The 26,489-nt window shown below is 33.1% G+C and carries 11 protein-coding genes; all 11 read right to left on the reverse strand.

Annotation, left to right across the window (positions count from 1 at the left end; all coding sequences use genetic code 11):
• Window positions 1-129 precede the first annotated feature (129 nt).
• Window positions 130-1,497: a glycoside hydrolase family 43 protein gene (locus FEM21_RS15815; RefSeq protein ID WP_035662627.1), complete on the reverse strand. Its 1,368-nt coding sequence runs from the start codon at window positions 1,495-1,497 to the stop codon at window positions 130-132.
• Window positions 1,498-1,569: 72 nt separating this feature from the next.
• Entirely contained in the window at window positions 1,570-3,783 is a 2,214-nt protein-coding gene (locus tag FEM21_RS15820; RefSeq protein WP_236353696.1) for a glycoside hydrolase family 127 protein, read from the reverse strand.
• A gap of 98 nt (window positions 3,784-3,881) precedes the next feature.
• Window positions 3,882-6,338 carry a glycoside hydrolase family 95 protein gene (locus FEM21_RS15825; protein WP_035662633.1) on the reverse strand — a complete coding sequence of 819 codons (2,457 nt, stop codon included), beginning with the start codon at window positions 6,336-6,338 and terminating at the stop codon, window positions 3,882-3,884.
• Window positions 6,339-7,085: 747 nt separating this feature from the next.
• Complete coding sequence (locus FEM21_RS15830) at window positions 7,086-10,235, reverse strand: glycoside hydrolase family 2 TIM barrel-domain containing protein (protein WP_035662636.1); 3,150 nt, start codon at window positions 10,233-10,235, stop codon at window positions 7,086-7,088.
• Window positions 10,236-10,453: 218 nt separating this feature from the next.
• Complete coding sequence (locus tag FEM21_RS15835; RefSeq protein WP_035662639.1) at window positions 10,454-11,137, reverse strand: fibronectin type III domain-containing protein; 684 nt, start codon at window positions 11,135-11,137, stop codon at window positions 10,454-10,456.
• Window positions 11,138-11,144: 7 nt separating this feature from the next.
• Window positions 11,145-14,696: a thrombospondin type 3 repeat-containing protein gene (locus FEM21_RS15840; RefSeq protein ID WP_051627641.1), complete on the reverse strand. Its 3,552-nt coding sequence runs from the start codon at window positions 14,694-14,696 to the stop codon at window positions 11,145-11,147.
• Between the two features lie 301 nt (window positions 14,697-14,997).
• Complete coding sequence (locus tag FEM21_RS15845; RefSeq protein ID WP_035662641.1) at window positions 14,998-16,056, reverse strand: DUF5627 domain-containing protein; 1,059 nt, start codon at window positions 16,054-16,056, stop codon at window positions 14,998-15,000.
• A 23-nt stretch (window positions 16,057-16,079) separates the two neighbouring features.
• Window positions 16,080-17,888: a RagB/SusD family nutrient uptake outer membrane protein gene (locus FEM21_RS15850; protein ID WP_035662645.1), complete on the reverse strand. Its 1,809-nt coding sequence runs from the start codon at window positions 17,886-17,888 to the stop codon at window positions 16,080-16,082.
• A 17-nt stretch (window positions 17,889-17,905) separates the two neighbouring features.
• Window positions 17,906-20,905 (reverse strand): SusC/RagA family TonB-linked outer membrane protein, encoded by a 3,000-nt coding sequence (locus FEM21_RS15855; protein ID WP_201448302.1) that lies wholly within the window; start codon window positions 20,903-20,905, stop codon window positions 17,906-17,908.
• 93 nt (window positions 20,906-20,998) lie between these two features.
• Window positions 20,999-22,975 (reverse strand): RagB/SusD family nutrient uptake outer membrane protein, encoded by a 1,977-nt coding sequence (locus tag FEM21_RS15860; protein ID WP_035662647.1) that lies wholly within the window; start codon window positions 22,973-22,975, stop codon window positions 20,999-21,001.
• Window positions 22,976-22,985: 10 nt separating this feature from the next.
• On the reverse strand, window positions 22,986-26,165 hold the full coding sequence (locus FEM21_RS15865; RefSeq protein ID WP_035662648.1) for a SusC/RagA family TonB-linked outer membrane protein: 3,180 nt from the start codon (window positions 26,163-26,165) through the stop codon (window positions 22,986-22,988).
• Window positions 26,166-26,489 lie beyond the last annotated feature (324 nt).

A 26,489-nucleotide genomic window follows, 5' to 3' on the forward strand; every position in this document is an offset into this window, starting at 1 on the left:
ATTTTTTATATTATTAAATATTTTACATACTTAAGTGTGTAAAATATTTAATAAATCGTTCAAAATTCACTAAGTCAAATTATATATTTTTTTAAGCAGACTTCCTTAAAAACATAGGAAACTCACAAACTATTTAATAAACTCCCAATAATCAAAATTGAAGAGAGTATGTGGCTCCTTTCCTTTAAAGACAAAATAAACATCGTGAACTCCATTTACATTTTCGATATTTATTGAAAATTCTTTCCAGTTCCCCCATTCACCAGTATAAGAAACTTTTACAGTTCCTATCAATTTTCCATCTAAACCATCAGTGTAAATTTCTATATTCCCTCCATTATAACGACTGGCTGCTGAGGCTTTAAACGAAGATGGTCCCTTTTTTCCAAAATCTACATCTCTTACCTTTATATAATCGCCATTATGAATGGCTGTAACAATCACACCTCTCTCTTTATCTTCAACAACTTTGATACCTTTTGAAAAAGCAATGGTCTCTGCTTCTGTTCTTTTATAAGGATTTAGAGTTCCAACTCCTTTGACAATACCTGCCTCGGTCATTTTTAATTTCGGAATTGTACCGTCAGCATTGTAACTAAACTGCTCTACTGCAACCGATCTGTCATAACTGTGACCACCAGGCAAAGCGTCATTATGATAGAAAAAATAAGAATTCTTTTTATAATCAACAATACCAGCATGATTCGTATTACTTCCTCTTTCTGTAGGCATTAATACTCCTTGTGCTTTCCATGGACCTAAAATACTTTTAGAAGTAGAATAGCTTATATTTTCTGGAAATTCTGAAGCATAAACAAGATAATATTGTTTATTTCTTTTATACACCCATGGTGCTTCGGTAAATTTTCCTGCAAAAGCTGTCTTATCTTTAATCTCTAAATGTTGAATCTCTCCATCAATAGAAATCATATCCTTGTTTAATTTTACCCAATAACAAGCTCCATTTCCCCAAAACAAATATGCTTGTCCATCATCATCAATAAAAACAGTTGGATCAAGATCGTCCCATGAATGGGAAGCATATTTAGTCATACTATTTGTTATAAGTGCTTTACCTAAAGCATCTTTAAATGGTCCATAAGGAGAATTTGAAACTGCTACGCCTACGGAAACACCACCTGGTGCATTTCTATCCATAGTAGAAAAATACCAATAGTATTTTCCATTTCTTTCAATAACCTGAGCTGCACTGGCATCATTTACCGACCAAGAGATCTGACTTGTTTTCAATGGAGCACCGTGATCAGTCCAATTGACCATATCTGTAGTAGTAAAAAGTCTGTACTCACGCATCAAATAACTTTTTGAAGGAGCATCATCTTCATCATGACCCACATAAAGAAAAAGAGTATCCCTAATCACCATAGGAGCGGGATCAGCTGTATACATTGATTGAATAATTGGATTTTGCGCATGTCCTGAAATTATATGCAAAAATGATAATATTAAAAGACTTTTAAAGAGTAAATTATTCATAACTAATATTATTGTGACTATTATTAACCAAAATCGGTAAATTTTCAATTGTATTAAAAAAAAATATCTTTCCTATTCTTTTACAATTCTTAATTGATAAAACTTTGGACTAATCTTTCCATCTTTAGCCATTATTTTAATATTAATTACGTGAAGCTTATCAACATTTAATCTAATCATTTTATTATCTAAAAAAACAATTTCAGCTGGTTTATCATTAATAAGTAATGTGATATTATCCATTTTTAATTCATCCAATACACTTATATCCAACAATGTCCCTAAATTATTTTTATTTAACAATTGGTATGATATATAAGAACGTGTATTTCTCCAGAATTTGCCCTCATCGTAACCTGAATTACTTTTTTCGCCTTTATATAAATGATCTACCTCTGGTTGTTGTTCCCCACAATTAATCTTATCAACTGTTTTAGCTTCAATAGCCATTGCCTCTATTTCTTCTTGCTTTAATAAGTCTTGCTTCTCTTTATAATCTTCTTTTGAATAAGTTTGAAAATACATTTGGTAACGGGCATCATGCACATCAAAGAATGGTTCTAATTCTAATGAATCTAAACTAAAACGCATATTTCCTAATTCTTTTAAACTTGACACGTAACTCGATTTTTCTCCTACTAATGCATATGCTTTATCTAAAGGAATATATTTTCCTGTCGTTGCATGCCCCATTCTACTATCATCTGCAAATAATCCATCTAATCCTTTCATTGAGGTTTTTGCGGCTAATACGATAGGACCATTCACAAAAGCACTCCAATTTGAACCATCAGGTAAATCTTCTAAAGTTGTAGATGTCTTGAATTTAACTGTTATTTTATCTCCTGATTTCCATTTTCTCTTAATTGGGACATAAATAGAAGCTCCAGACCCTGTATTTTGTATACTCATCAACTTTCCATTTACTAAAATTTCAAAATTTTCAGCCCATTTTGGTTTACGAATATTCAATACAAATGTTTTAGCTTTTTTAAGCTTAACAAGAAATTCAGAACTATTTTTATAAGGAAATTTTGTAACCTGTTCTAGTTGAATGCCTTTTTCTTCCCAATTTAAAGTAGATGATATAAAAAGATTTACAAAAACATTATCATTTAAATGGCTGTAAATTAATTCACCATATTTAGTATGATTTTCTAATCCAGATCCTACACAGCACCACATACTTGTTTCAGGCTGTGAATATACCCGATAATGATTTGGTCGAATAGGTGTAAAATATACAAATCCTCCTTTTTCTGGATGTTGACTTGACAAAATATGATTATAAAGTGTACGTTCATAGAAATCGAGATAACTAATATCGTTCTTGTTCAAAAACAAGGCTTTACTCAAACGTTCCATATTATAAGAGTTACAAGTTTCCGGACCTTGATTTGATTTTAACATACCACTAAAGTCATCTATTGCATTAAAATGTTCTGCAACACTATTTCCTCCAAAAGCTACAGTACGCTTTTGTGTAACATTGCTCCAAAAAAACTCCACTCCTTCTAACCATTCTTTATTAGCAGTAAGAGTTCCTATTTTCTCAAAACCGATAACTTTAGGTATTTGAGTATTAGCATGCATACCTGTAAGTTTATCTTCCTTTTTCAATAAAGGATTTAAAAATGCTTTGTGTGAAATTTTTTCGGCAGTTTCTAAGTACTTTTTATCTTTGGTAATAATATATAAATCGGCAAAAGATTCATTTATTCCTCCATGTTCCGTCTTTAGAATTTTTTCAATTTGTTCCGCAGAAAGCGGACTAATTAATTCAATAAACCAATCTCCTAATTTTATTAAAATATCTTTTGCTTTTTCATTTCCAGTGTAATTATAAGCATCATTTAAACCTGCAAAAAGCTTATGAATATTATAAATAGGGACCCATGTATTATTTAATCCAAAACCACTTCCATCAATATCTCCATTATGAATTCGATCCCAAAAAACTTTTCCCTGTGGAATTCCGCCTACATATCCATTTCCATTCTTTTCCTGACAACGTGCTAATTCAGAAATCATGTAATCTAATCTATTTTTAAGTTCAGTATTTCCAGTAGCAGCATACATCATTGATAATGCTGAAAGATAATGACCTCCAATGTGCCCATCTAGTCCTATACTTTCCCAGTTGCCATATCGATCTGATTTTGTAGAAATACCAGAAGCTAATAAATAAGGTGCTAAAAGCTTATCAGGATTTAAATCTAAAATATATTTCAAATCTATATCTTGTGCATTTTTAAACGGACCATCTTTTAGTCTGACTTTTTTCAAGTTAAATGATTGCATTTGAGCGAGAACAGAACTAGCTACAAAAAAAACAACTGAACAATATAAAATTCTATATTTCATTGTAAAAAAATATTAATAAATTATTTAACTAAAAAAGTATACATTTTACCTTTTACTGTTTGTATGTCATATAAATAAGTTGGCTTAATATCTAGTATAGAAATATTAGATTCTTTAGAAATAATCGGCTTTTGAACTTCTTCCACATAATAGAATACATTTGGATTCATACCTGATGCTTCTTTCAATTTTTTACCCCTTTTTAAAGTTATCTCATTTGGAGTCCTCAATCTCAAATTTCCACCAAGATTAGATTGAATAGTAAGAGCAACTAATTTACCCTGTTTCCATTTTAAATCTTTTATTTCAAAACCTCCTCTTGCTTTCAAACCGCTTATCTCTCCATATCCACTTAAAGCATCTGGTAAAGCCGGAAGTAACTGAATTGCACCATCCGAACTTTGCATTAACATTTCGGTAATTCCTGAAGTACAACCAAAATTTCCATCAATTTGAAATGGAGGATGTGCATCAAAAAGATTATTATAAGTCCCTCCACCTTCATTTATACCAAGTGGTGTCAATTGATTCTGAATCAATTTATAGGCATGGTTACCATCCTGCATTTTGGCCCACCAGTTAACTTTCCACCCCATACTCCATCCTGTAGAAACATCACCTCTTTGAAGCAGGGTATTCTTTGCCGCTGCAAAAAGTTCGGGAGTTTCATAGGGCGAAATTTGATTAGAAGGATACAAACCGTAAAGATGTGAAATATGACGATGATTGTCTTTAGGATTATCCACATCATCTAACCATTCCTGTAACTGATTGTATTTACCTATTTGCATTGGTGGTAACATTTTACGCATCGTTTTAAGACTGTCAGCAAATTCTTTATCCTTTCCTAAAATTTCTGAAGCCTTTATAGCAGTACTAAACACATCAAAAACTATTTGATTATCCATAGTAGAACCAGCAGTTATTGCTGAACCCTGATGCGCTTTTGGAGCATTTTCAGGTGAATTTCCCGGAGCTACAACTAACCAACCATTAGCTGGATGCTTCACTAAAAAGTCTGAATAAAAAGCAGCTGCACCTTTTAATATATCATAGGCTGATTGTAGGTATTTTTTATCTCCTGTATATAAGTAGTGTTCCCATACATGCTGACTTAACCAACCGCTACCTGCATTCCAAACTCCCCAGGTTGCTCCATCAACCGGACCGTTAATTCTCCATATGTCTGTATTATGATGGGCAACCCAGCCTCTGGCACCATACATTACTTTTGCTGTCTCTTTTCCTGTTTCAGCTAATTCCTGAATCATTTTTAAAAGAGGCTGATGCATTTCTGATAGATTCGTTTTTTCAGCCGGCCAATAATTCATCTCTGTATTAATATTGATAGTATATTTACTATCCCAGGCTGGTCGTAAATTACGATTCCAAATACCTTGAAGATTTGCTGCCTGACCACCAGGTTGTGAAGACGAAATCAACAAGTATCTTCCAAATTGATAATATAAGGATACAAAAGAAGGATCTGACACGTTTCTAAAATTAGCCAGTCTTTCATCTGTTGGGAATTTAGATGCTGTTGTAGTACCCAAATTCAGTTTTACTCTATTAAATATTTTTTGATAAGCAGCAATATGAGCTACTTTCATTTTATCAAAGTTCTTACTAAATGCTTTATCCAAAAAAGACTTTGCTAATTCATTTTCATTCCCACTAATGTTGTTATAATTAATAAAATTAGTTGCTATAGAAACATATATTACAACTGAATTTGCCTTATCTATTTTTATGGAATTAGCATCAGATTTCACACTTCCGCCATCCACTTTAAATCTCGCTAGTGCGTTAAAATTGACTTTCCCATCTACTCCTTCATGATCGCCGGTTGTGCCTAAAAGAGAAATTTCATTATTATTAGCAACTATTTTTTGTTTTTTATGTTCTGAAGTAAAATCTGCTGTAAAAGTCAATTTAGCTGGTTTATCTGCAGAAAGTTTTATTACTAAAACCCTATCCGGAAAAGATGTAAAAGCTTCTCGGGTATAAGTTACCCTATTTACTTTGTAAACCGTCTTTGTAACAGCTTTTTCAATATCCAGTTCCCGGTAATAATCAGTATAATTTTGTTGATCCAAAAAGCTAAGTTCTAAATTCCCTACAGGCTGAAACATTTGCCCATGAGATTTTTTAGTAATTATCTTTTCATTAGTCAATTTTTCGGCTTTTTTATATTCACCCTGAAAAAGTAAATTTCTGATTTCATCTAATGCACCTTTTGCATTAGGATTATCATTCCTATTAGGACTTCCACTCCAAACAGTACCTTCATTCAGTTGAAAAATTTCTTTCTCAACATTTCCATAAACCATAGCCCCTTGAAAACCATTTCCAATAGGTAATGCATTTTCCCAAACTGCACCTGAAGGTTTGTTATACCAAAGTTTTAAATCATTAGCATCCTGTGCAAACAATGAAATTCCAAAAAACAATAAAAAATTAAATATATTTTTTTTCATACATTTTACCCTATTATAACGAGCCTATTTAAATAAATTAAGAATCAACAAATAAAGTGTTTATATCACACTTTTAATTTTATATAAAAAAAGTCACTAGACATTGAAAAACAAATATATATAGATTAAACTCAAAAAAACAATCGGTTGTGTTTTTTTTTACTTAAAATAAAAAATAGTTTTACATTTATTATACTTAATATAATTTATGATTGTTTTCTAAAATAAAATATTTGTATAACCAGCCCCATTCTGGATTATTTTAATATTACTCTGTAGATTTTAATTTCTGACTTATATATTCCTTACCTTTTTTGCATTATAAATCAACTGTATAGGATAATTTAGAGCTAGTGCAGTAAAATATATATCCTCCTATGTGCCCATCAAGGCTATTCCAATTAGGATAAATCTTGACTTTTGGAGATAACCCAGCTTCTTTTCTTTAAGATTAAGATCCGTAACCTGTTTGAAAGTCCTTTAAACAACTTTATTCTCCTAAAGTAAATTCATTTGCTAGAGTTTATTTTGTACATTGAGATTTAAGTTTCCTATAAAATGCTATTTATTTGCTAAAAGCATAAAAGTATTTCTATATAATAATATGTAATTAGTTTTATTTAAATATAACAATCAGGAATAAGTACTTATTCCTGATTGTTATATTTTTAGTTCTCATATTTCAAATTTTTCGAGTTTATTTTATCAATAATATAAAACCAATTAATTGGTAAGAATCTAAATAAATTAAAACAAGTTAATAGTGTATGTAAAAGAAGTAGGCACAGCAAAAACCTGATATTCTTCAAGTGGTTTAGGTCCGCAACTAGCAGATCCTACTCCTAATGTTTTGGTTGAAAGACAAAATACAGTCGAAGTACTTATGGGTAAATCAATCTTATATTTCACCGGATGCATTTGCTCATCAGTATGAGGAAGCGCCGCTACTTGCATCAATTTTTCATCTGATTTTACCATCAAGGAAGGCATGTCTTTACCACTTAATTTTGCCCAACTGACATCTTCATGATTTCCACGTTCCATTGGCTTTTCATACTCGTATTGTTCATTTACACCTAATTCATAAAGACCTACTTCAGCAGAGCTTTTTCTATCCGAATAATTTTCGAATGGTCCTCTACCAAAAAATGACATGCGATCAAGTTTCTTATCAAGTAACATTCGTACACCTATTCGAGCCAAATTAATTCGGAAACCTACAAATTGAACATCATTATCCACTTTTATAGAGCCATCGCCTTTAACTAGATAAGTTGCGGTATGATAAACTCCAAAACCTTCTTTACCATCTGCCTTTGTTGTAGTTGTTATTTTCACTGAAGCTTTGTCAATAATTTCTACTTTAAAATCCACAAGTTTATATTGAAGTGCAGTTACTCCATACTTTTCCCATTGTCTATAAGCCCAGTCATCGTCATTACGGTGAGAAGCACGCCATAAATGCAATTTAGGAGCACCATCAATTGTTAACAGATTAATACCATTTTTAGTTAACTGACTTATGAAGCCGGCTTTCTTGTCAAAACTTACAGAGAAATCTTTTCCTGAAACAATTGCTGATTGAGAATTCTCCACCAGTTTTACGGGTTGAGTAACTTTTATTTCTTCCGCTGGTGGTGTATTAATAGGAAGTTTAAACTGTTCTGTTGCAACTTCAAATCCTTTATCTGCCCAGAGTGTCTTTTCTTTTAGCTTATATGAAACACGTAGGTAATATTCAGCACCTGCTTTTGGATGCTCTATTTTATAAGAGATATTACCAGTAAAATTCCCTTTCCCCCATGTAGGTCGTATTCTAATTTTGCCATTATCAATTTCTTGACCGTTTTCGGTCAGGCTCCATGTGGCGTCAAAACCATCCAGAGAAATAAACTGATATTTATTTTTAATTTGAATTCCTCCACTAACTGGATCAGCAAGTTTTGTATCAATCCATTGGAATGCCTTTTTCATTTCAGGATAATGTGGTTTTACATTCTTGCCTTCTGTAGCACGATCATAAGAAATCACTCCTTTATGAATAAAATAATGGTCATTTGGATTTTCGCCAAAACCACCACCATAAGCTAAAATAGGATGATTTGGATCCCGTTTGTTCCACAATCCCTGATCCTGGAATTCCCAAATAGCACCTCCTAAAATTTCAGGATTTTCATCAAAAACTCGAGAGTATTCATCAAGAGACCCCATAGAATTAAACATAGCATGAACAAACTCACAAATATAAAAGGGTTTAGTAAGATTTTTGTCCTGAGCAATGCGAGCATAATCTTCTGCAGTTCCATACATTCGCCCATCGAGATCAGCAGGATTATTTTTACCAGTACCAAATCTTTCATAGTGTACAAATCGGGTATCATCAATCTTTTTTACCTCAGTCATAGCAGCTTTTAAATTCGTGCTAATTCCACCACCTTCATTTCCTAATGACCAGATAATTACTGATGGATGATTTTTAAAATTTTCAACATTAGCCACATTACGATCAATAATAGCTGCTTTTATTGTTGGTTCTTCATCAAATCGGGTATCATAACCATGGTATTCCATATTAGCTTCAGCAACCAACCAGATTCCCCATTCGTCACACAACTCATACCAACGTGGATCATTAGAATAATGACTGGTACGGATGTGGTTACAATTTCCTTGCTTAATAACTTCCAAATCACGTATCATTTGCTCTTCAGTAACCGCATGGCCCACATCTGACCAATGTTCATGACGATTTACACCTTTCAATTTAATTGGTACACCATTAGCCATAAAAACCCTTCCTTTGATTTCTACCTTGCGGAAACCTATTTTCGATGAAAGTATTTCTCCTTCAGAACTTGTTAATACAACCGTATATAGATTAGGCGTTTCAGCAGTCCATTTTAATGGATTAGCTACTTTAATTTTTACATTCAAAGATTGCTCTGTGTTTGATTTTAGTGCAGTACCAATTGCACTTGCTTTAACTATTTCTTTACCATCTTTGTCGTAAAGTGTAGCTGTGAATGTTTGCCCTTTTCCAATTTTATCACTGTAATTTTTAATTTTAGCTGATACATCCAATGTTGCATCTTTATAATCTTTATCCAAATCAGTTTTTACAAAATAGTCACGAATATGTATTTGAGGAGCACTCCAAAGCGTCACATTACGAAAAATTCCGTGCAAACGCCACATATCCTGATCTTCCAACCATGTGCCAGAACTATATTGATATACCTCTACAGCAATCATGTTTTTACCTGGTTTCAGATATTTGGTGAGGTCAAATTCGGCAGCATTACGACTATTTACACTAAAGCCTACTTTTTTGCCATTTACCCACAAAAAGAAAGCACTATCAACACCATCAAAAATGATAAAATTACGACGACCTTCCCATTCTGCAGGAACTGTAAATTCTCTGCGGTAACTTCCCACTGGATTTCGTTCATTATATGATGTATACCATTTCTCTGGTTCACTCATTACATGCGGAAAATCTTTTTTGATAGTATAACCCAGATTTCTGTAAAAAGGTGTTCCATAACCTTTTACTTCCCAGTTAGAAGGCACAGCAATTTCTTTCCAATCAGAAACATCATAATCAGACTTATAGAAATCAACAGGACGTTTTTCAGGCGTTGGAACCCAATTAAATTTCCACTCACCATTAAGACTTTGAGAAAATGATGAAGCATGTCGATTAGCAACCAAAGCTTCTTTCAAATTAGCATAAGGCATTAATGTAGCATGATAGGGTTCTTTGTTTATTCCAAGCAATTCGGGATTTTCTATTTCAGATGGAATTGAAGATCCTGCTAGAGTAGTCTGAGCCACAATATCATTTATAAAAAATATTGACACTAAGATCAATAGTAAGAAAGCGTTTTTTTTCATTGATATAATTTTATCTATTTTAATGATTTACTAAATATTTATGCATATCATTTTCACTCTTTAGTATAAAAGCAGGTTCTATAAGAAACTTCATGGACTCTTTTAGAGCAAGCATCATTTTTATTTAATCTCTTAATACTGTTATTAATGCTTAAATTTAAACTTAAAAAAAAGTATAAATCAAGCAAATCTCACAAATTATTTATGAATAAATCACCTTATTGTTTGGTAAAACTCCAAACATGACCAACTGTCGTTCCTGATTTAGAATCTTTAACAACAACATTCCAATAATACTTTGTTCCTGCCGCCAATGAAGATACCTCACAAGAAGCAGTGGCTAAATTAGATGCGACTTTTTGAGTAGGTGGATTTGAAGTTCCCAAGTACACATCATACAGCAAGGCATCATTATCTGCATCTACGGCTGTCCAGCTCAAAGTACCTGTACTTCCTGAAATAATTGAAGACAATTCAGGAGTTTTAATCTCTGGTGCAAAAGGCAAACGATTTACTACTACTTGATTTTCAGTAAAAAAAGTATAAACAGCGGTATAATCGCTTGCATTATTTTTAGCATCAATAGCTTTAACACGCCAATAATAAAACTTTCCTTTCTCTAAAGTTACTGTTGCTTTTAATAAAGCGGTCTTTGAAGTGGTTAAATTTTTTGTAAAAGCCTGGTCTGTGGCTATATCTAATTGATAACTTATTGCATCCTTTTGAGCGTCGGTTGAAGCAGCCCATTGAAATTCAACTGAATTATCAATACAAACTAAATTATTTGTCGGATAAGATAAATTTGGAATAGTTGGCGGAGTTTGGGTATCTCCCTCATCTCCAACACTACTGCAAGAAGTTAATATAATCAAACTCAAGATAAATAAACTTACTTTTTTCATGTTTCAATTATTTTTTAATGATTTTAATAGTCTCTACAGGATTTGATCTTAATTTGACAAAATAAATCCCTGCCGCTTGGTTTGATAAATCCATATGTACTTTCCCATTTTCAATAGGATAAACAGATTGAGAAATGAGCGTACCATTAGCTTTAAAAATTTCTATAGCTACCGAACTGTCATTTGTTGGTAAATAAATATCAAACGGTCCGCTTGTAGGATTAGGAACAGCTCGCACTAAATCAAAAAGTGTAATGGTTTTAGTCAAGCTGCCCTCACACAATTTTGAAGTCGTAACTTCTAAAACATCTCCTGAATTTACTGCAACATCAAAATTGGTATTATTAGTTTCAAATTGTAATACCCCATTAACATTTACTTGATAAGGAGCAGTACCTGATGCTATTTCAACATGCAGTTTATCTGATGAAGAACTTGTTTTTGCTGTGATAGCTGTACTTGCTACTACTACAATAGAATAGCATTGTTTTGAAACAGTACCTGAAGCATCAATACAAATATCATAAGTACCCGGATTAAGATTGTTTAAAATCAAAAGTTTATTGTTAAACGCTTTAGCAACACCATTAACTATTGCCGAATAAGCCAAATTCTGACTGGCTTTAATTATAATTTGTCCGTTATTTTTATTAGGACAACTTTCGCTAACAACTTCAATAGAATAATTTGTTGAGCCTAAAACTATACAACCATTAGCATCAACAGCCTGACCACTAGGTGTATTTGGACATAAATCCAAATTATTTTTAACGCCATCCCCATCATCGTCTAATTGTTCTTGTGCACAACCATTAGCATTTACGGTTTGTCCTGTTACCGTATTAGGACATAAATCCAAATCATTTTTAACTCCGTCGCCATCATCGTCTAATTGTCCTTGTGCGCATCCATTAGCATTTACTGTTTGACCTGCTGGTGTATTTGGACAAAGATCAACACTGTTTTTAACTCCGTCGCCGTCATCGTCTAATTGCCCTTGAGCACATCCGCTAATATTTACTGTTTGCCCTGCTGGCGTATCTGGACAAAGATCTATAGCATTTGGAACACCATCAGCATCAGTATCGTCTGTTATATCAAATTTAAGAGGAAGAACTTCTGCTGAATATGAATTTTCGGCAGTGATGTAAGCTGTAAACGGATTCATTTCTAAAAGAGAAGAAGTTGTCACAGGATAAAATCCTGAAACATTATTTACTGTTTTAAAAACATAACTTTTTACTGGAGATTTATGGCTAATATATACTGGAACAAAATTAGCTACTGTCAGTTTTTTAGGTGTAGTAACTGCTCCATTTCCTGTAAAAGTGAAAGTTCCATTTGCACTAATTAAAACAGCAGTATTAGCAGGAATAATTCCGTTTTTGATAGAGGTACAACTAACATTTGTAGCTGATGAAACCATATTGTAAGCAGTAACTCCTGTTGGAATAGTTGCTTCAAAAGGCAAGCTCAAAATTTTATATCCTGCAAAAACAGCGGTATAAGTAGCTGAAGTAGCATTAAAATTAAAGGGAACATTAAAATCACCTCCTTTATCTGTTAACAAAAGTGTACTCGCATTATAGTTTGCAATTACATTAGTTGTAAGTCCAGTATAGCTTGAAGGAGCATAATAAATGCTATTTTTATTTGTGGATGATTGATTCCAATTTTTATTTGAAGGAATTCCTGTTACATCACGTAGGTCAAGAGAAGTACTATAATTACTTTCTAAAGCGTCTAACAAGTTACTATCACCATCAGAATAAACTCCAGAGAATTTTGACGTTTTTTCGTTACCAATATTCAGATAAATATCTCCAAAATTCATAGTAAGTACCGAACTAAAATTAGAATTTGTAAGACTAATAATTCCTTTAATACCATCGGTCAATGTTGCTGTTGAAATGTCTAAAACAATATCAAAACTTCCTGAAGCAGGAAAAGTAACCCTTCCATAATTTTTAGTCACTACTGCTCCAGCTGCATTTACATATCTAAGTGTAGTATTATCAGAATAACGACTACCGGCTGATGTTGCACTATTGACACGCATTACTAATTTGTTATACCTATCATCCAAAGCAACATAGCCATTTGTTGCAGTGGTGTTGGAACTAAATAAAGGACTTGAATTAGACCATGTTTTAGTTTGTCCACTAATTTTATAAGCTGTTCCAAATGCAGTATTAGAAGTTAGCTGAACATCAATTTTATTATAATGGACATCTTCCCAAACCATATTAGATTGTGGTCTATCACTGTTTTTATTAAAAACAAAAGTGATAACACTTGAAGCATCGACCGTTACTGTTGGACGAAAAGTCTGTTCATTATACGTAAGATTAGAAGTAATATAATCAGTTGTTGCATTGGTGCTTGTTTTTGTTCCTGAAATGGTATAAAATGGTAAATCTACAGTCAAAGTGGAAGCTGTGGATCCGGTGTTGTATACGAATAAAACAATTTTATTACCATCATCAGAAATATAGGAAGATCCATTTAAAACACCTTCATCTGTCCATGTTGCATTTATTCTGGTTTTTCCGGTAACATTCTTAGCTAATTGTTGTAGAATACGACCTCTTTTTGTTAGTACACCTGTAGTCGAACCATAAGTTCCATCGCCCATCAATCCATAAAAACGTTTAGTGGCATAATGAATCCATGCATTTATATTTCCCAATAATGCATCATTTACACTTTTAGAAAAAGAAAATCCATCTATATTCCAATCAAAATCTCTTGGTGTAGAACTACTGGAAGAATTCCAATTAATAAGATACTCTGTCTGCCAAATTTGTTTGTTATAATTTTGAAATTGTTTATAAACAGACTGAATTCCGCCATATTGATGCCCTGCATATACTTCAAAATTAGCCATTACTTCAGGCTTTAAAAACGCATTTGCGTAATTATCTGAAAAACCAACACTCTCAGGTGCTATTACTTTACAATTTATAAGCTGTCCATAATCTTTCACAAAAGTGGCAATCTGATCTGGTGTCCATATACATCCATGATACAATGCCTTTTCATCGGGTTCATTTTGTACAGAAATATAATCTAATTCTACCCCATTATCACGAAGATATGTAACAAAATCATTTAAATATAGAGCGTAATCCTGATAATGCTCTGGCTTTAAATATCCTATTTGCTGTACTCCATCTGGATCTATATGAACAGCATTAATATGGTTATTCGTTTTCCATTCCGCAGGCATTGTCCAAGGACTCGCAAAAATTGTAAGTCCCATAGATTTTGCAAGTTGTGCAGTAGACACTACACTACTCCAATTATTCTTGTTTTCAGGAATATACAATCGCATAATATTGTATCCAGCCTCACTATTAACTCCCCATGAAGTTTGAATTTCTTGGGTTGTCATATGATTATAAGAAAATTGCGGGCTATTTACAAAACCACCAAATCCGGTAATTTTCTGATAACTTATATTCTTATCAATTTTTACTTTTGGATTCTGTGCATAGCCAACTCCACACAAAATTATACTAGCAATAAATGCTAGTTTCAATTTAATTTTTTCTCTCATAACTTTTTTTATTACATAATCAAGTTAATTATTTGTTTTTAAGGTATATAATAATCTATTTGAGGATAAACCTAAACACAAGACAATATGATTTGTATACACTTTTTTAAATAACTAATTCGTAAAAAAATAGCTACTAAAAAAGAATATTAAAAATTAAAAAGGCTTAAAAAAAGGCAAAAAATAAGGCTGTTCAAAAAAAATCAAACAGCCTTGTCTCAAACATTTTTGTTGCAAAAATGTAATTTTAACTAGAAATCATATGTGTTTTTTACCTAGATACAATTACTACTTTAATTAATTATTGGGCTACTGCAGCAAATTGTTCCATAACAACACCTCTGTTTCTCATTACCAGGGTATCTTTAGTTTGTGTAGTGATCCCTCTTCCTGAATGAGTTACAGTGTAATCTAAATAAAGAACGTCTCTATCAAGACCTCCAAAACTCTTTTTCTCTCCTTTTTTTACAAATTTACCTGATCCGGTAGCAGTATAAACTGAAGGTTCAGAAGAAGTAATTGTACAGTTATTATCTTGATCAAAAGTCAAATTTAAAACACAGTTGTAATTTTGTACAGGGTTAGAATTATCCTGAAATACTATAGGGAATCGCAAAATATTTCGAGATTGAGTAGACAGTGGAAAAACCCATTTTTGAGAATCAGCAGCTGATGCATCATAAGTTACAACGTCCTTAGGACGTCTAACAACAGTAGCAACTCGATTTCCTGTATAAACATCACTACCTCTTCTAAGATATTGACCATGCCATGTATTAATGTATTTTACAGCATACAAAACATAATCTTTTGCTCGAATATCCCAAAGTGCGCCATTAAGCCTTCTAGGTTTAGAACCTAAAACAATTGGTTTTCCTTGCAAAATAGTATCAGCATTAGTAACGGTAGTCATCATTAAAGGAATTACATAATTATTAGCAGTAGCTAAAGGATCCGCAAAAAAAGCATCTGTTAATTGCACTTGTACACCTCCAGAAATACTACCTTTCTTAATAATGATTTGATTAGATGCTAATGTATAATAATTTCTAGGCATAGCACGTATTGCTCTAGTGGTACCTGTAAAATTATATCCACTAGGAATAGTATCGGCTATTTCAATATTTACTATTCGGTCTTGTTTATTATCATAAACTCCACCTAGTGCGCAGAAAATTTCACACTTTCCCTGAAGGTCTAAAGTATTGTCAAATATATCTTCTCCAAATGTTATTGTTCTCACAGGAAACTGGTAGGGAAAATATACTGATGAATAATCATAATCTGGAAATGATGTTGGATCATTTGAACATCCTACAGCAGATATTAAAATCAATAAAAATAAAATTAGTTTTCTCATAATTTTTGTTATTAAGTATATTTCTAATTATTCCAAAGGTCATTTTGAAGCAAATTAGTAAATTTTAAAGTTTCCAAATATGGAATCGGTCCGTAATACATATGGTTTTGATAAGCTCTCTCTTCAACATTGGTAGGAGCACTATATATAGGTGCATTTAATGTTCCTGTTACCGTAATACCTTTAGCAGCTTCCGTTAATTTTGAAAATGGAACTTTCCAACGGCGTAAATCCCAAAAACGGAATCCTTCAAATGATAATTCCAAACGACGCTCATTACGAATTAACTCACGCATAGCATCTTTATCATTTTTAATAGACTCTAAGTAAGGATCTGTATTTAATCCCAATGCTCTCCTACGGATGACTCTAATTATATCGTAAGCAGTATAACCATTCCCTTGTGGATCTGAAACTGATCCCCAAGCTTCATTAGCCGCTTCAGCATAATTCAGATACATTTCAGTATAACGGATACGTGGTCTGTAATGAAGTTGAGTATTTCTTCCTTGAGGATTATAATTCACGTCCTGTCTCAACAATTTTCTCATGTAATAACCTGTTCTAGTAGAAGTTAAAACCCTGTTTACTGGATCTTGAGTACCCGTTGCCATATTAATTTGCGCATTTGTAACTCCAGCTGTTCTTCCATGATAATTTACAAATTCTGCTAAACGTGGATCTCTATTTACATAAGGATTATTTGCATTATAATTAGAAGAAGGATGTGTTATTGGATAACCATTACTAGCATAAAAAGCATCTACAAAATTTTGAGTTGGATTTACACGACCATTACCAAACAAAGATGGAGGAAAATGTTCCCGCTCTAAATCATTATTATTTGATGTACCGGCTCTCCATAAAACCTCTGGAGGGTTAGATCCCGCAGTCAACCCATTAATTTGTGATGTATTTCTGTACCACGCAACTCCACTGTTAAAATCTGTTGGTAGTCCAGTTAAACCTCCTTTGAAGGCAATAACTTCAGCTGCATATTTAGCAGCATTTGCCCATGTCTCACTTGAACCATTGGCAGTGCCGTCTGCAAAAGCCGGACTAGCTGCCAGTAAAGCAGTTTGTGAACGGATTGCTTTTACGATTATACCACTTACTAAACCTAAATATCGTAAACCCATAGCTCTATTATATGAACCAACTGAAGGGTTAATAGAACTGTAAAAAGCTGGTATATCAGCCTCATTAACAATATCTCTATAGTTTAAAGGCAAACGAACTGCTGCACTATCCACATCTTTATAAATTTGTGTTACACAGGTATTAAAATCCTGACGAGGGACATTAAAGTTAGAATTGTTATTTAATACCTCTGTATAAACAGGTACACCCATTAATTTGCCATTTACCCAACCTGCATGTGACTGCAACAAATTAAACATAAAAAGAGCACGTAATCCATAAGCCTCTCCTTTAATACGCTCTTTAAATAGCCTATCAATAGTTGGGTCATCTGCAAAAGTCATTTTATCTGTTTCAGTTAAAACAATATTCATGTATTGTATTCCTGAAAAACAAGATGTCCAGCGATCTGCTGCATTATTGGATGCTGTCCATTGACCTGTTGCTAATCTTAAAAAACCATTATTAACATCATTGCTTACCGCATCATCAGTAGCTACTTCACTGAAATTATAGCCGTTAGTCGGAATTCTTGTATAACCCTGAGTCAATAACCCCAAACCAAAATTAGGCTCATTATACGTTGAACTTTGGTCGCGAATATTCTCTTCCGCTGGATCTATAACATCTGTACAGCCAACAAATAAGATGGAGAGAATTAAAGTCACAAATATGTTTCTATTCTTAATCATTATTTTAAATTTTTTAATTAAAATGCTGCTGTTAAACCCATACTAAAAGATCTCATTTGTGGATAACCTCCAAAACTAGTTTCCATGTGTTTTCTCTCTTTAGAAATTAACAACAAATCGTTACCATTGATGTAAAATCCTAAGTTGCTTATAAAAGTACCCGCTAAATTCTCTTTAGGTAAATCATAAGACAATTGAACTCTAGCTAGATTAATTCTATCATTCTTAAACAACCAAAAATCAGAATTTCTGTAGTTGTTAGAACCATTAGTAGTAGTCAATCTAGGATAAGTAGCCGTTTCAGCAGTTTCAGGTGTCCAACGGTCACGTAGCGCTGCAGAATATTTAGCATTCACACCAGCAGTTGGCCAGTAATAAGAATTATTTTTTAATCCAACAGAACCGCTAGTTCGGTTAGCCAAAACGAATAATGAGAAGTTTTTCCATTTTGCTGTTGCGTTAAGTCCTAAAGTTAATGGAGAACCTGAAAATCCTTGACGCCCCAAATAAACCTGATCATTATTATCAACTAAACCATCATTATTGATATCAACGTATTTGATATCTCCAGCTTTAACACTACCAAAAGCAGGAGTTGGATAATTATTCTCAGTAATATCCTGTTGTGTATAGAACCCATCACTTTTTAAACCCCAAAGTGCATCAATAGGCATTCCTTGTCGTTTTTGATAAGCTTCTTCAAATGTAATATCATTTCTTACACCAGCATCTGCTTTGTAATAAGTTGCTACCATACCTACGTTCAAATCAACTTTATTCACTCTCTTTTTGAAAGATATACCAACATCAAAACCTCTACGATTATCTTGATTATAATTAACATAAGGAACAAAAGAAGAAGGAGATGGAAAATCTACAGCCATAAAGCTCGGATAAAGATTAACATCTCTAATGGGAATACCAGTCAAATTATTAATAAAATAAGAGGCATTAAACTGCAACATACTTCTAAAAAAAGATCCTTCTATACCAAAACTTATTTCTTTTCTTTTTTGGTACGTTAAATCTGGATTACCTACTCTCTGAATATCTGTAGCCCGCAATTGACGACCTTCCTGCCATGAAAAATAAGCTCCATTATTTGTACTGTAAACATCTCTGTCTAAAAAGTAAGCCCCATTACCAGTTATAAGAGATTCATAATCTAAATCTGTATTTAAAATACCTGCACTGGCAGTTAATTTTAAATCATCAATAAAAGTAGTATTAGCTAAAAAATTCTCATTACTTATTCTCCAACCAATCGAAGCCGTTGGTGAGAAAGCTCCTCGATTACCTTCAGCAAATCTTGCAGAATGTACCTGGTTTGCAGTAAAATCCAGATAATATTTCTGTTTAAAATTGTACGCTGCTTGAAAACCTAAATTAGCACTACCAATAGCATGATAAACCTGTGATTCAGCGAGCTTATATCCGTGAGCTACTAACATACTGGATACATTATGTACTTTATTAAATGTATTTTTATATTTAAAAGCTCCAGAAAAAAACAATGTTTGACGTTGGTATGATCCTTCTAATGCCCTAGCATTATTATTAACATTATTACCTACTTGAGTAAGACCAGTAATTTTATCTCCTGTCCATGTTGGTATATAAACCGCATAAGTATTATCCGATATGTTCTGCGCGTAAGAAGTATTGTAATCAATCGCAAACTGAGTATCAAAAGACAAGCCCTTTAAAACTTTGGCTAAATCAAAATTGATAGTAGCATCAAATTGGTATTTACGTGTTGTAGCTTGTCTTAAGCCTCTAGTATAAATATCGGCAAAAGGATTTGTTGCCTGTGTTTGAATACCTCCTAGAATATATTGGTTATCAATAATAAAAGGATTAGAATTTAAACGTGCCTGTGTGGCAGCATCTAAATTATCTAAATAACTCAATGGTAACAAAGGCGATATCAGATTAGGTCTTAAGGTAGCAGCAGCACCCCAAAAATTTCCTTGGGCTGTTTTATTATCATAAAAAGTAACATTAGTATTAATCTTAGTAGAAATCATATCATTTATTTTGATATCAAGATTTCCCCTTACATTAAAACGGTTTTCACCTTCTTTCTTACCATTTCCTATATCAAGTAATGAAGTAGTATTGTAATTTCCAACATTAACATAAAATTGTGCACTTTCAGTACCTCCGGTATATTCAGTAACAATTTCTGAACGTGTAGCAAATTTATTCACATTTTTAAAAGAATAAAAGTCAACATCCGGGTAACGAAACGGATTTCTACCAGATGCGTAATTAGCTATTTCTTCATTAGAGTATAAAGGAGTAATACCATCATTTCCTAAAGCCTCATTAAAAAGAGTCATATACTCTGCTGAACCTAAATATTCTGCATAACGTTTAGGTGTATAAAGACTATGATTTAAACGCACATCAAATCTACTCTTTTTAGCAGTACCTCTCTTAGTGGTAATAGAAACCACTCCTTTAGCAGCACGGCTTCCATATAAGGCTACAGCAGCAGCGCTTTTTAAGACTGTAATATCATCAATTTCAAATGGCAGCACATTGAATTCGTCACGAGGCACTCCATCAACAATAACTAATTTACTATTCATCCCCCATATATTACCATTATAATACCCTGTATTACCATTATAACCCGGAATAAAACTAGCCAGATTGTCTAAACTGGAAATTGAATAATTAGTGTTTAGCATTGCTGCAATGTTTACATTAGAAACACCACCGAGTATATCTGCCTTATCTACTTTGTTGAAAGCTACATTTACCTTGTTAGAAGTATCATCTTGTAAAACTATTGTCGTCAAATCAGATTTAACCTGAACAGTATTATCTTTATAACCAGATACTTTTACCAACAAATAACTATTTACATTAGCTGACAATGAAAACTCCCCTGAATCATTAGTAATTACGGTTTGATTATTATCATCTACTATAATAGCCCCTGGTATACTATTCCCTTTGGTATCAAGCACAACAGCAGACACAAGTATCTTGTTATCTTGTGCACTCATTTTCAATGAAAAAAGAGTGTGTATTGCGCATATAAAAAAAACTATTTTGATATATTTCATTATTATTTACTTTTTTTCGATTATATATTGCAATTACCAACCAGGATTTTGACCGTATTCTGGATACAAATTCGCATCAGCTCTTTTCAAAGGAAGCCAATAATGTCTTTCTGTAAAATTACGTTGCCAAACCACGTATTCTCTTAAATTTTCTATCCTATTGTTTTGAGGAACATTCTTGTCAAGGAAATTAAATGTTGGTGTAGCATTATTGGTTTCAGGAATTGATCGATCAAAACTAATACCTGTTTTTACATTATATGGCGACTTAATTAACAAACGCCAACGACGTAAATCGTTGAAGCGATGTCCTTCATAAGCTAACTCAACAGCACGCTCACGTCTTACTTCTGATATAAAACTCTCTACAGAAGTAAGAAATATTGGAGCAACACCAGGCAAAGGATTTCCATTTGGTAATATCACACGATTTCTTACTTTATTAATTGCATAAACCGCATTTTGACTAAAAGTTGTAGAAGTAGCGTTAATATTATTATATCCCATAGCTACTGATTCTGCATACATTAAATACACATCAGATAAACGCATCCAAGCCGTATGTATCTGATGTCTGTTATATGCATTGTCATATTTATTAAAACCAAGAGGATTGAATTTCATCATCAAATACCCAGTATTACTACCCGTGTTTGCAGCTCTGTAATTTCCTCCAGTGTAAAGATTAGCATAAACAAAATTTCGAGCAGCAGTAGCAGTACTGTTTACCATCTTTTGAGTATCAATCCCAAAATTGATATAGAAACGAGGATCTCTGTTTTTCCATGGATAATGAACATCATAAGTTGAACCCTGATCACCTGGAACATCTGCTTTACTGGTACTATTGATAGGTAAACCAGTATCCATACCAAAATAATTTACATAATTTGCCGTGGCATACTGAGACCAGCTTCTGTCTTGTAAAACACCGCCAGCACATAAATACTGTCTAGCGGTAGATTGATCGGTACCCCCCCAGTTAGGTCCTCTAAAAATAGCTTCATTGTAAACAACATTATTAACTGTAGCTGTACCAGGCATTCTGCCTCCTTGACCATTTGTCATGTAATTTTCAGAATATTTACTCCAAGGAATTAAGCTATACTGGCAAGCACCAGATTCAGAAGCTTGTAACAAAATACCAAAAGCATCAGCCGCTTTTTTACAATATTCTGCATTATAAGCATCTGCACCGCCTGAAGATAAATTCATCAATGGACTCCCTGCATACAAATAATTTTTACCTAAATAAGCAATAGCCATCCATTTATTTATTCGAAGTTCATTTTTACCCTGAGTTAGCTGCCCTGCCGGTACTGCATCCCAATTTCCAGGCAATAATTCATATGCCTTTTGAAAATCATCAGCAACTTTGTCAGCAGTTTGCTGATACGTCAAACGAGGTAAGGTTAAAATTTTATCCGATGGTAGAACATAATCAATGTAAGGCATTCCCCCCCAATAAGTAATTAAATGCATATGGAACCAAGCTCTAAAGAAATATAATTGTCCTGCAATTATATTTTTCTCTTCAGGTGTTGCATCAACCATCTTCTCCAAATTAGCAAGACCAATGTTAGCTCTTCTTATTCCATACCAAGAACCTAACCATAATGATTTAGATCTTTTGTTATTATCTGTACTAAAAGCAGTACCATCTTGCCTATCTAAGAAAGAACCACCATTACCCCAACCAGGATATTGCCATGACCAATAGTTCCCTAAATCAACTTGCCAAATCCAAGCTCCTTGTGTAGTAGCATTAGTTTGCCACATTTCCTCTTCTCCATTATTAAAAAAGTTGTTATCGTCACGATTACAAAAACTTGGGATACAGTTGTATAATTCCTCAGTAAAACCTTGAAAATTGACAAAGTTTTTGTAAGCATCATCAGGATTAATAACAGATGCTGGTGTGACATCTAAATAATCTGTACAAGAAGAAGTACTACCTGCAAGAAAAAAGAAAAGCCCACAATATAAAATTATCTTATTATATATTTTCATTTTATTGTATTTATAATGTTAATCTAAAACCTAAATTTACACGTCTTACTGTAGGATATGCTATACCTCCATTATCAACCTCTCTATCATCGGGAGTTTTAGTCCATAAAAACAGATTATTTCCATTAGCATAAACACGTAAACTTTCAAGACCAATAGACTTAACCCAATTTGATGTGAAGTTATACGCAATTTCTGCATTTTTCAAACGGATATATGAACCATCATATACATATCGCGATCCCCAACTGTCACCATTTAATGTATTATTCAATCTTGGAACAGGCGAATCAGCATTAGTATTGTCTTTAGACCAATAGCTTCCTTCTTCAAAAACATTATTAAAATATGCTAGAGAAAAAGTTGAAATGGGCACAGAACGCATCACATTACTTACACCATAAAATTGAACCATAGCTGAAAATCCTTTCCAATCTACACCAAGAGTAGCATTGTAAGTATTTTGTGGATTACTAGGATAACCGTATCGTACTCTATCGGTATCGGCATTAATTATACCATCTCCATTGTAATCCATTATTCTATAATTCCCAGGTATCTTGAAGTCGTTTGTTTCAAATGCTGTACTACCATATAACTCATCCCAAGTATTATAAAACCCTTGATCAATCATATACCTACCTTGGTTAACAGAATAACCTTCTCTCTTCATATAGGCAGGTAGTAGTGCAGGATCATCTCTAAATATGACTCTGTCTTTAGCATGAGTCCAAGCAAAGTCAGCCCACAAACGAACATCATTATTTATTCTCTTACTAAAGTGTAATTCGAACTCATAACCGTTTACCTCCATAGCTCCTAAATTCACCCTTGGAGGAGTAGCACCAAAATAAGCAGGCATAGCTCTATCAGAACCATTTAAAAGAATATCCGTTCTATAATCATTAAAAATATCAACACTACCTGATAACAGCTTATCGAAGATAGAGAACTCTACACCAAAATTCTTTTTAGTTACATTTTCCCATCCAATATTAGGATTACCTATCGAAGTTTGGGTGAACCAACCATAAGCAGAACTTTCTTCTCCCTCAGTAGTAGTTAATCTAGGTCGAGTAATTGCATTACCATAAGTGTCAAAATATAAAAAACGTCCACCTGCACTATCATCACCAATCGTTCCATAAGAAGCTCTTACTTTTAGGTTATCTAAAAAAGTAAGTTTACTCATGAATTTCTCTTTTGAAATTATCCAACCAACAGTACCAGAGTTAAAAAATCCAAAACGATAGGCTGGAGCAAATTTTTCAGTACCATTATAAGCGCCGCTATATTCAGCAAAATATTTTCCTTTATAATCGTATGTTGTACGGAAAACCCAGTCCTCACGATAAGATGGAATATCTGCTCCTATACCTAACTCCTGACGTTGAAGGTTACCCATAGCAGTTACATTATGATCACCAAATTGACGCCCGTAGAATAATTGTGCCTGATACGTTAAATTACGACGTGTTCGACCGTTATCCATTGTCCCACCATTAATTGTCCAATCAGAAACCTCATAAAAATCAAAACCGGTGAGACCATCAGGTGCATTACGAGTCTGTGGTAATCCAGTAAGAGGATCTATCCATTTTTCTTTTACTGAAAAGTTTTGATTATTGGCTCCTCTTTGATTTTCAACAAAAGTATTATCCAGAGAAAAAGTTACATTTGCAGAAAGCCCTTTTATAAATTTTCCTAAATCTTGTTTCAAGTTAAAATCTGAAGTAATACGTGTTGTCGTTATAAATTCAGAACCACCCAAAGATAGGTTTAAAGCAGAGTTAGCTCCCTGAACCTGATTTAAAGGATGAAATCCCCATGACCCATCCGAGTATTTTGGATAGTAAACATCAGGAGGTAAAGAGTAAGCTCCCTGCCACAAATACCCCTCAGAAATTACCCTCCATGGCTGTTTCTTTTGAGAATAAGAACCTGCCAAATTCACTTTTAAAGTAGTAGTTTTAGACAATTGAAAATCTAAATTAGCTCGAGAATTCAATCTATTTAAAGCATAACCAGATTGAAAACCTTTGTTATTTGGTACTAAATCTACTAAATCCCCCTCATGCAAATAATCTACAGCAGCAAAATACTTAACCCTATCTGTTCCACCTGTAATATTCAAATTTGCGTTATGAGTCATAGCAAAATCTTTAAACATAAAATCTTGCCAATCAATATTGGGATAGCGCTCTCTTTGCTCCTGAGTGGTTTGATTACGATAATTATCAATAAAAGATTGTGGTCTTATATAAGTCCAACTTTCTGGTCTCTGATTCAATTCGTATTCAATAACTCTATTTTTAATAAGCAAAGCATCATAAGCATCATATTTACCAGGTAGTTTAGAAGCTGTTTTCATAACGGAGTTGTAACCAAAGTCAATTTTTGCTTTTCCTTCAACCCCTCTTTTAGTTGTAATCAAAATTACTCCATTTGCCCCTCTAACCCCATACACAGCAGTTGCAGAAGCATCCTTTAAAACCGAAACAGTTTCAACAGAGGTCATATCAACACTACTAATTTCACGCTCAATACCATCCACAAGAATAAGCGGACTACTACCATTCCATGAACTAATTCCTCTAATAATAATTTGAGGATCTTCTTCTCCTGGCTTCCCAGTAGTCTGTAAAGTAGAAATACCTGGTAGATTACCTGTCAATGCGGCACCTAAACTAGATACTCCTCCAGTACGTTGCAAAACCTTACCTGTAGTTTGAGATATAGCACCAATAACACTAGCTTTTTTTTGTGTACCAAAACCAACCACAACAACTTCTTCCAAGCTAGTCTGATCAGTTGACATCACAATATTAATCATAGATTGTGAACCAACCTTTCTTTCAATAGTTTTAAAACCAATACTAGAAAAAACTAATATGGCATCAGATGATGGTACACTAATTTTATAATTTCCATCAAAATCAGTAATAACACCCAAATTAGGATACCCTTTAACTGCTACAGTTACACCTGGAATAGCTAATTTATCCTCAGAAGAAGTAATTTTTCCTGTGACAATAATTTGTTGAGTAGACTGTTTTTTATCACTAGCTAATATAGGAGAGTCCTCATTAATCTCCTTTGCTAATAATACATTCGAAAACAAAAACTGAAACAAAACCATCATCACCACACATTTAGTTTCTCGTGGAATTTTTATTATTTGTATTTTCATATTAATATTTTGTCATTTTTTTTAATTTATTTATAAATTAGAATATGAACCTAGTATATAATTCAATTCATTAGAGATTTTTTTTATTAATCTAAAATCCAGATCAATTTTTCAAATCCAAAAAGTAAAAAATCATAGACTAAGTCTTAAAATCAATGATCTTTTAATTATTTTATTTATACTTAGATGTAAAATTCAAACAATTAAAATATCTTTCTTAATAGTGTTTATAACTCATAGGCTTTTTTTGGTTTATATTAATTAGTTAATTGGTTTTTAGTTTATTTTTAAATAAATGTCCTAAAAGCACAATCGATTGTGCTT

Origin of the sequence: Flavobacterium seoulense (assembly GCF_000695795.1) — a bacterium.
In the GTDB taxonomy this organism is placed as follows: Bacteria; Bacteroidota; Bacteroidia; order Flavobacteriales; family Flavobacteriaceae; genus Flavobacterium; species Flavobacterium seoulense.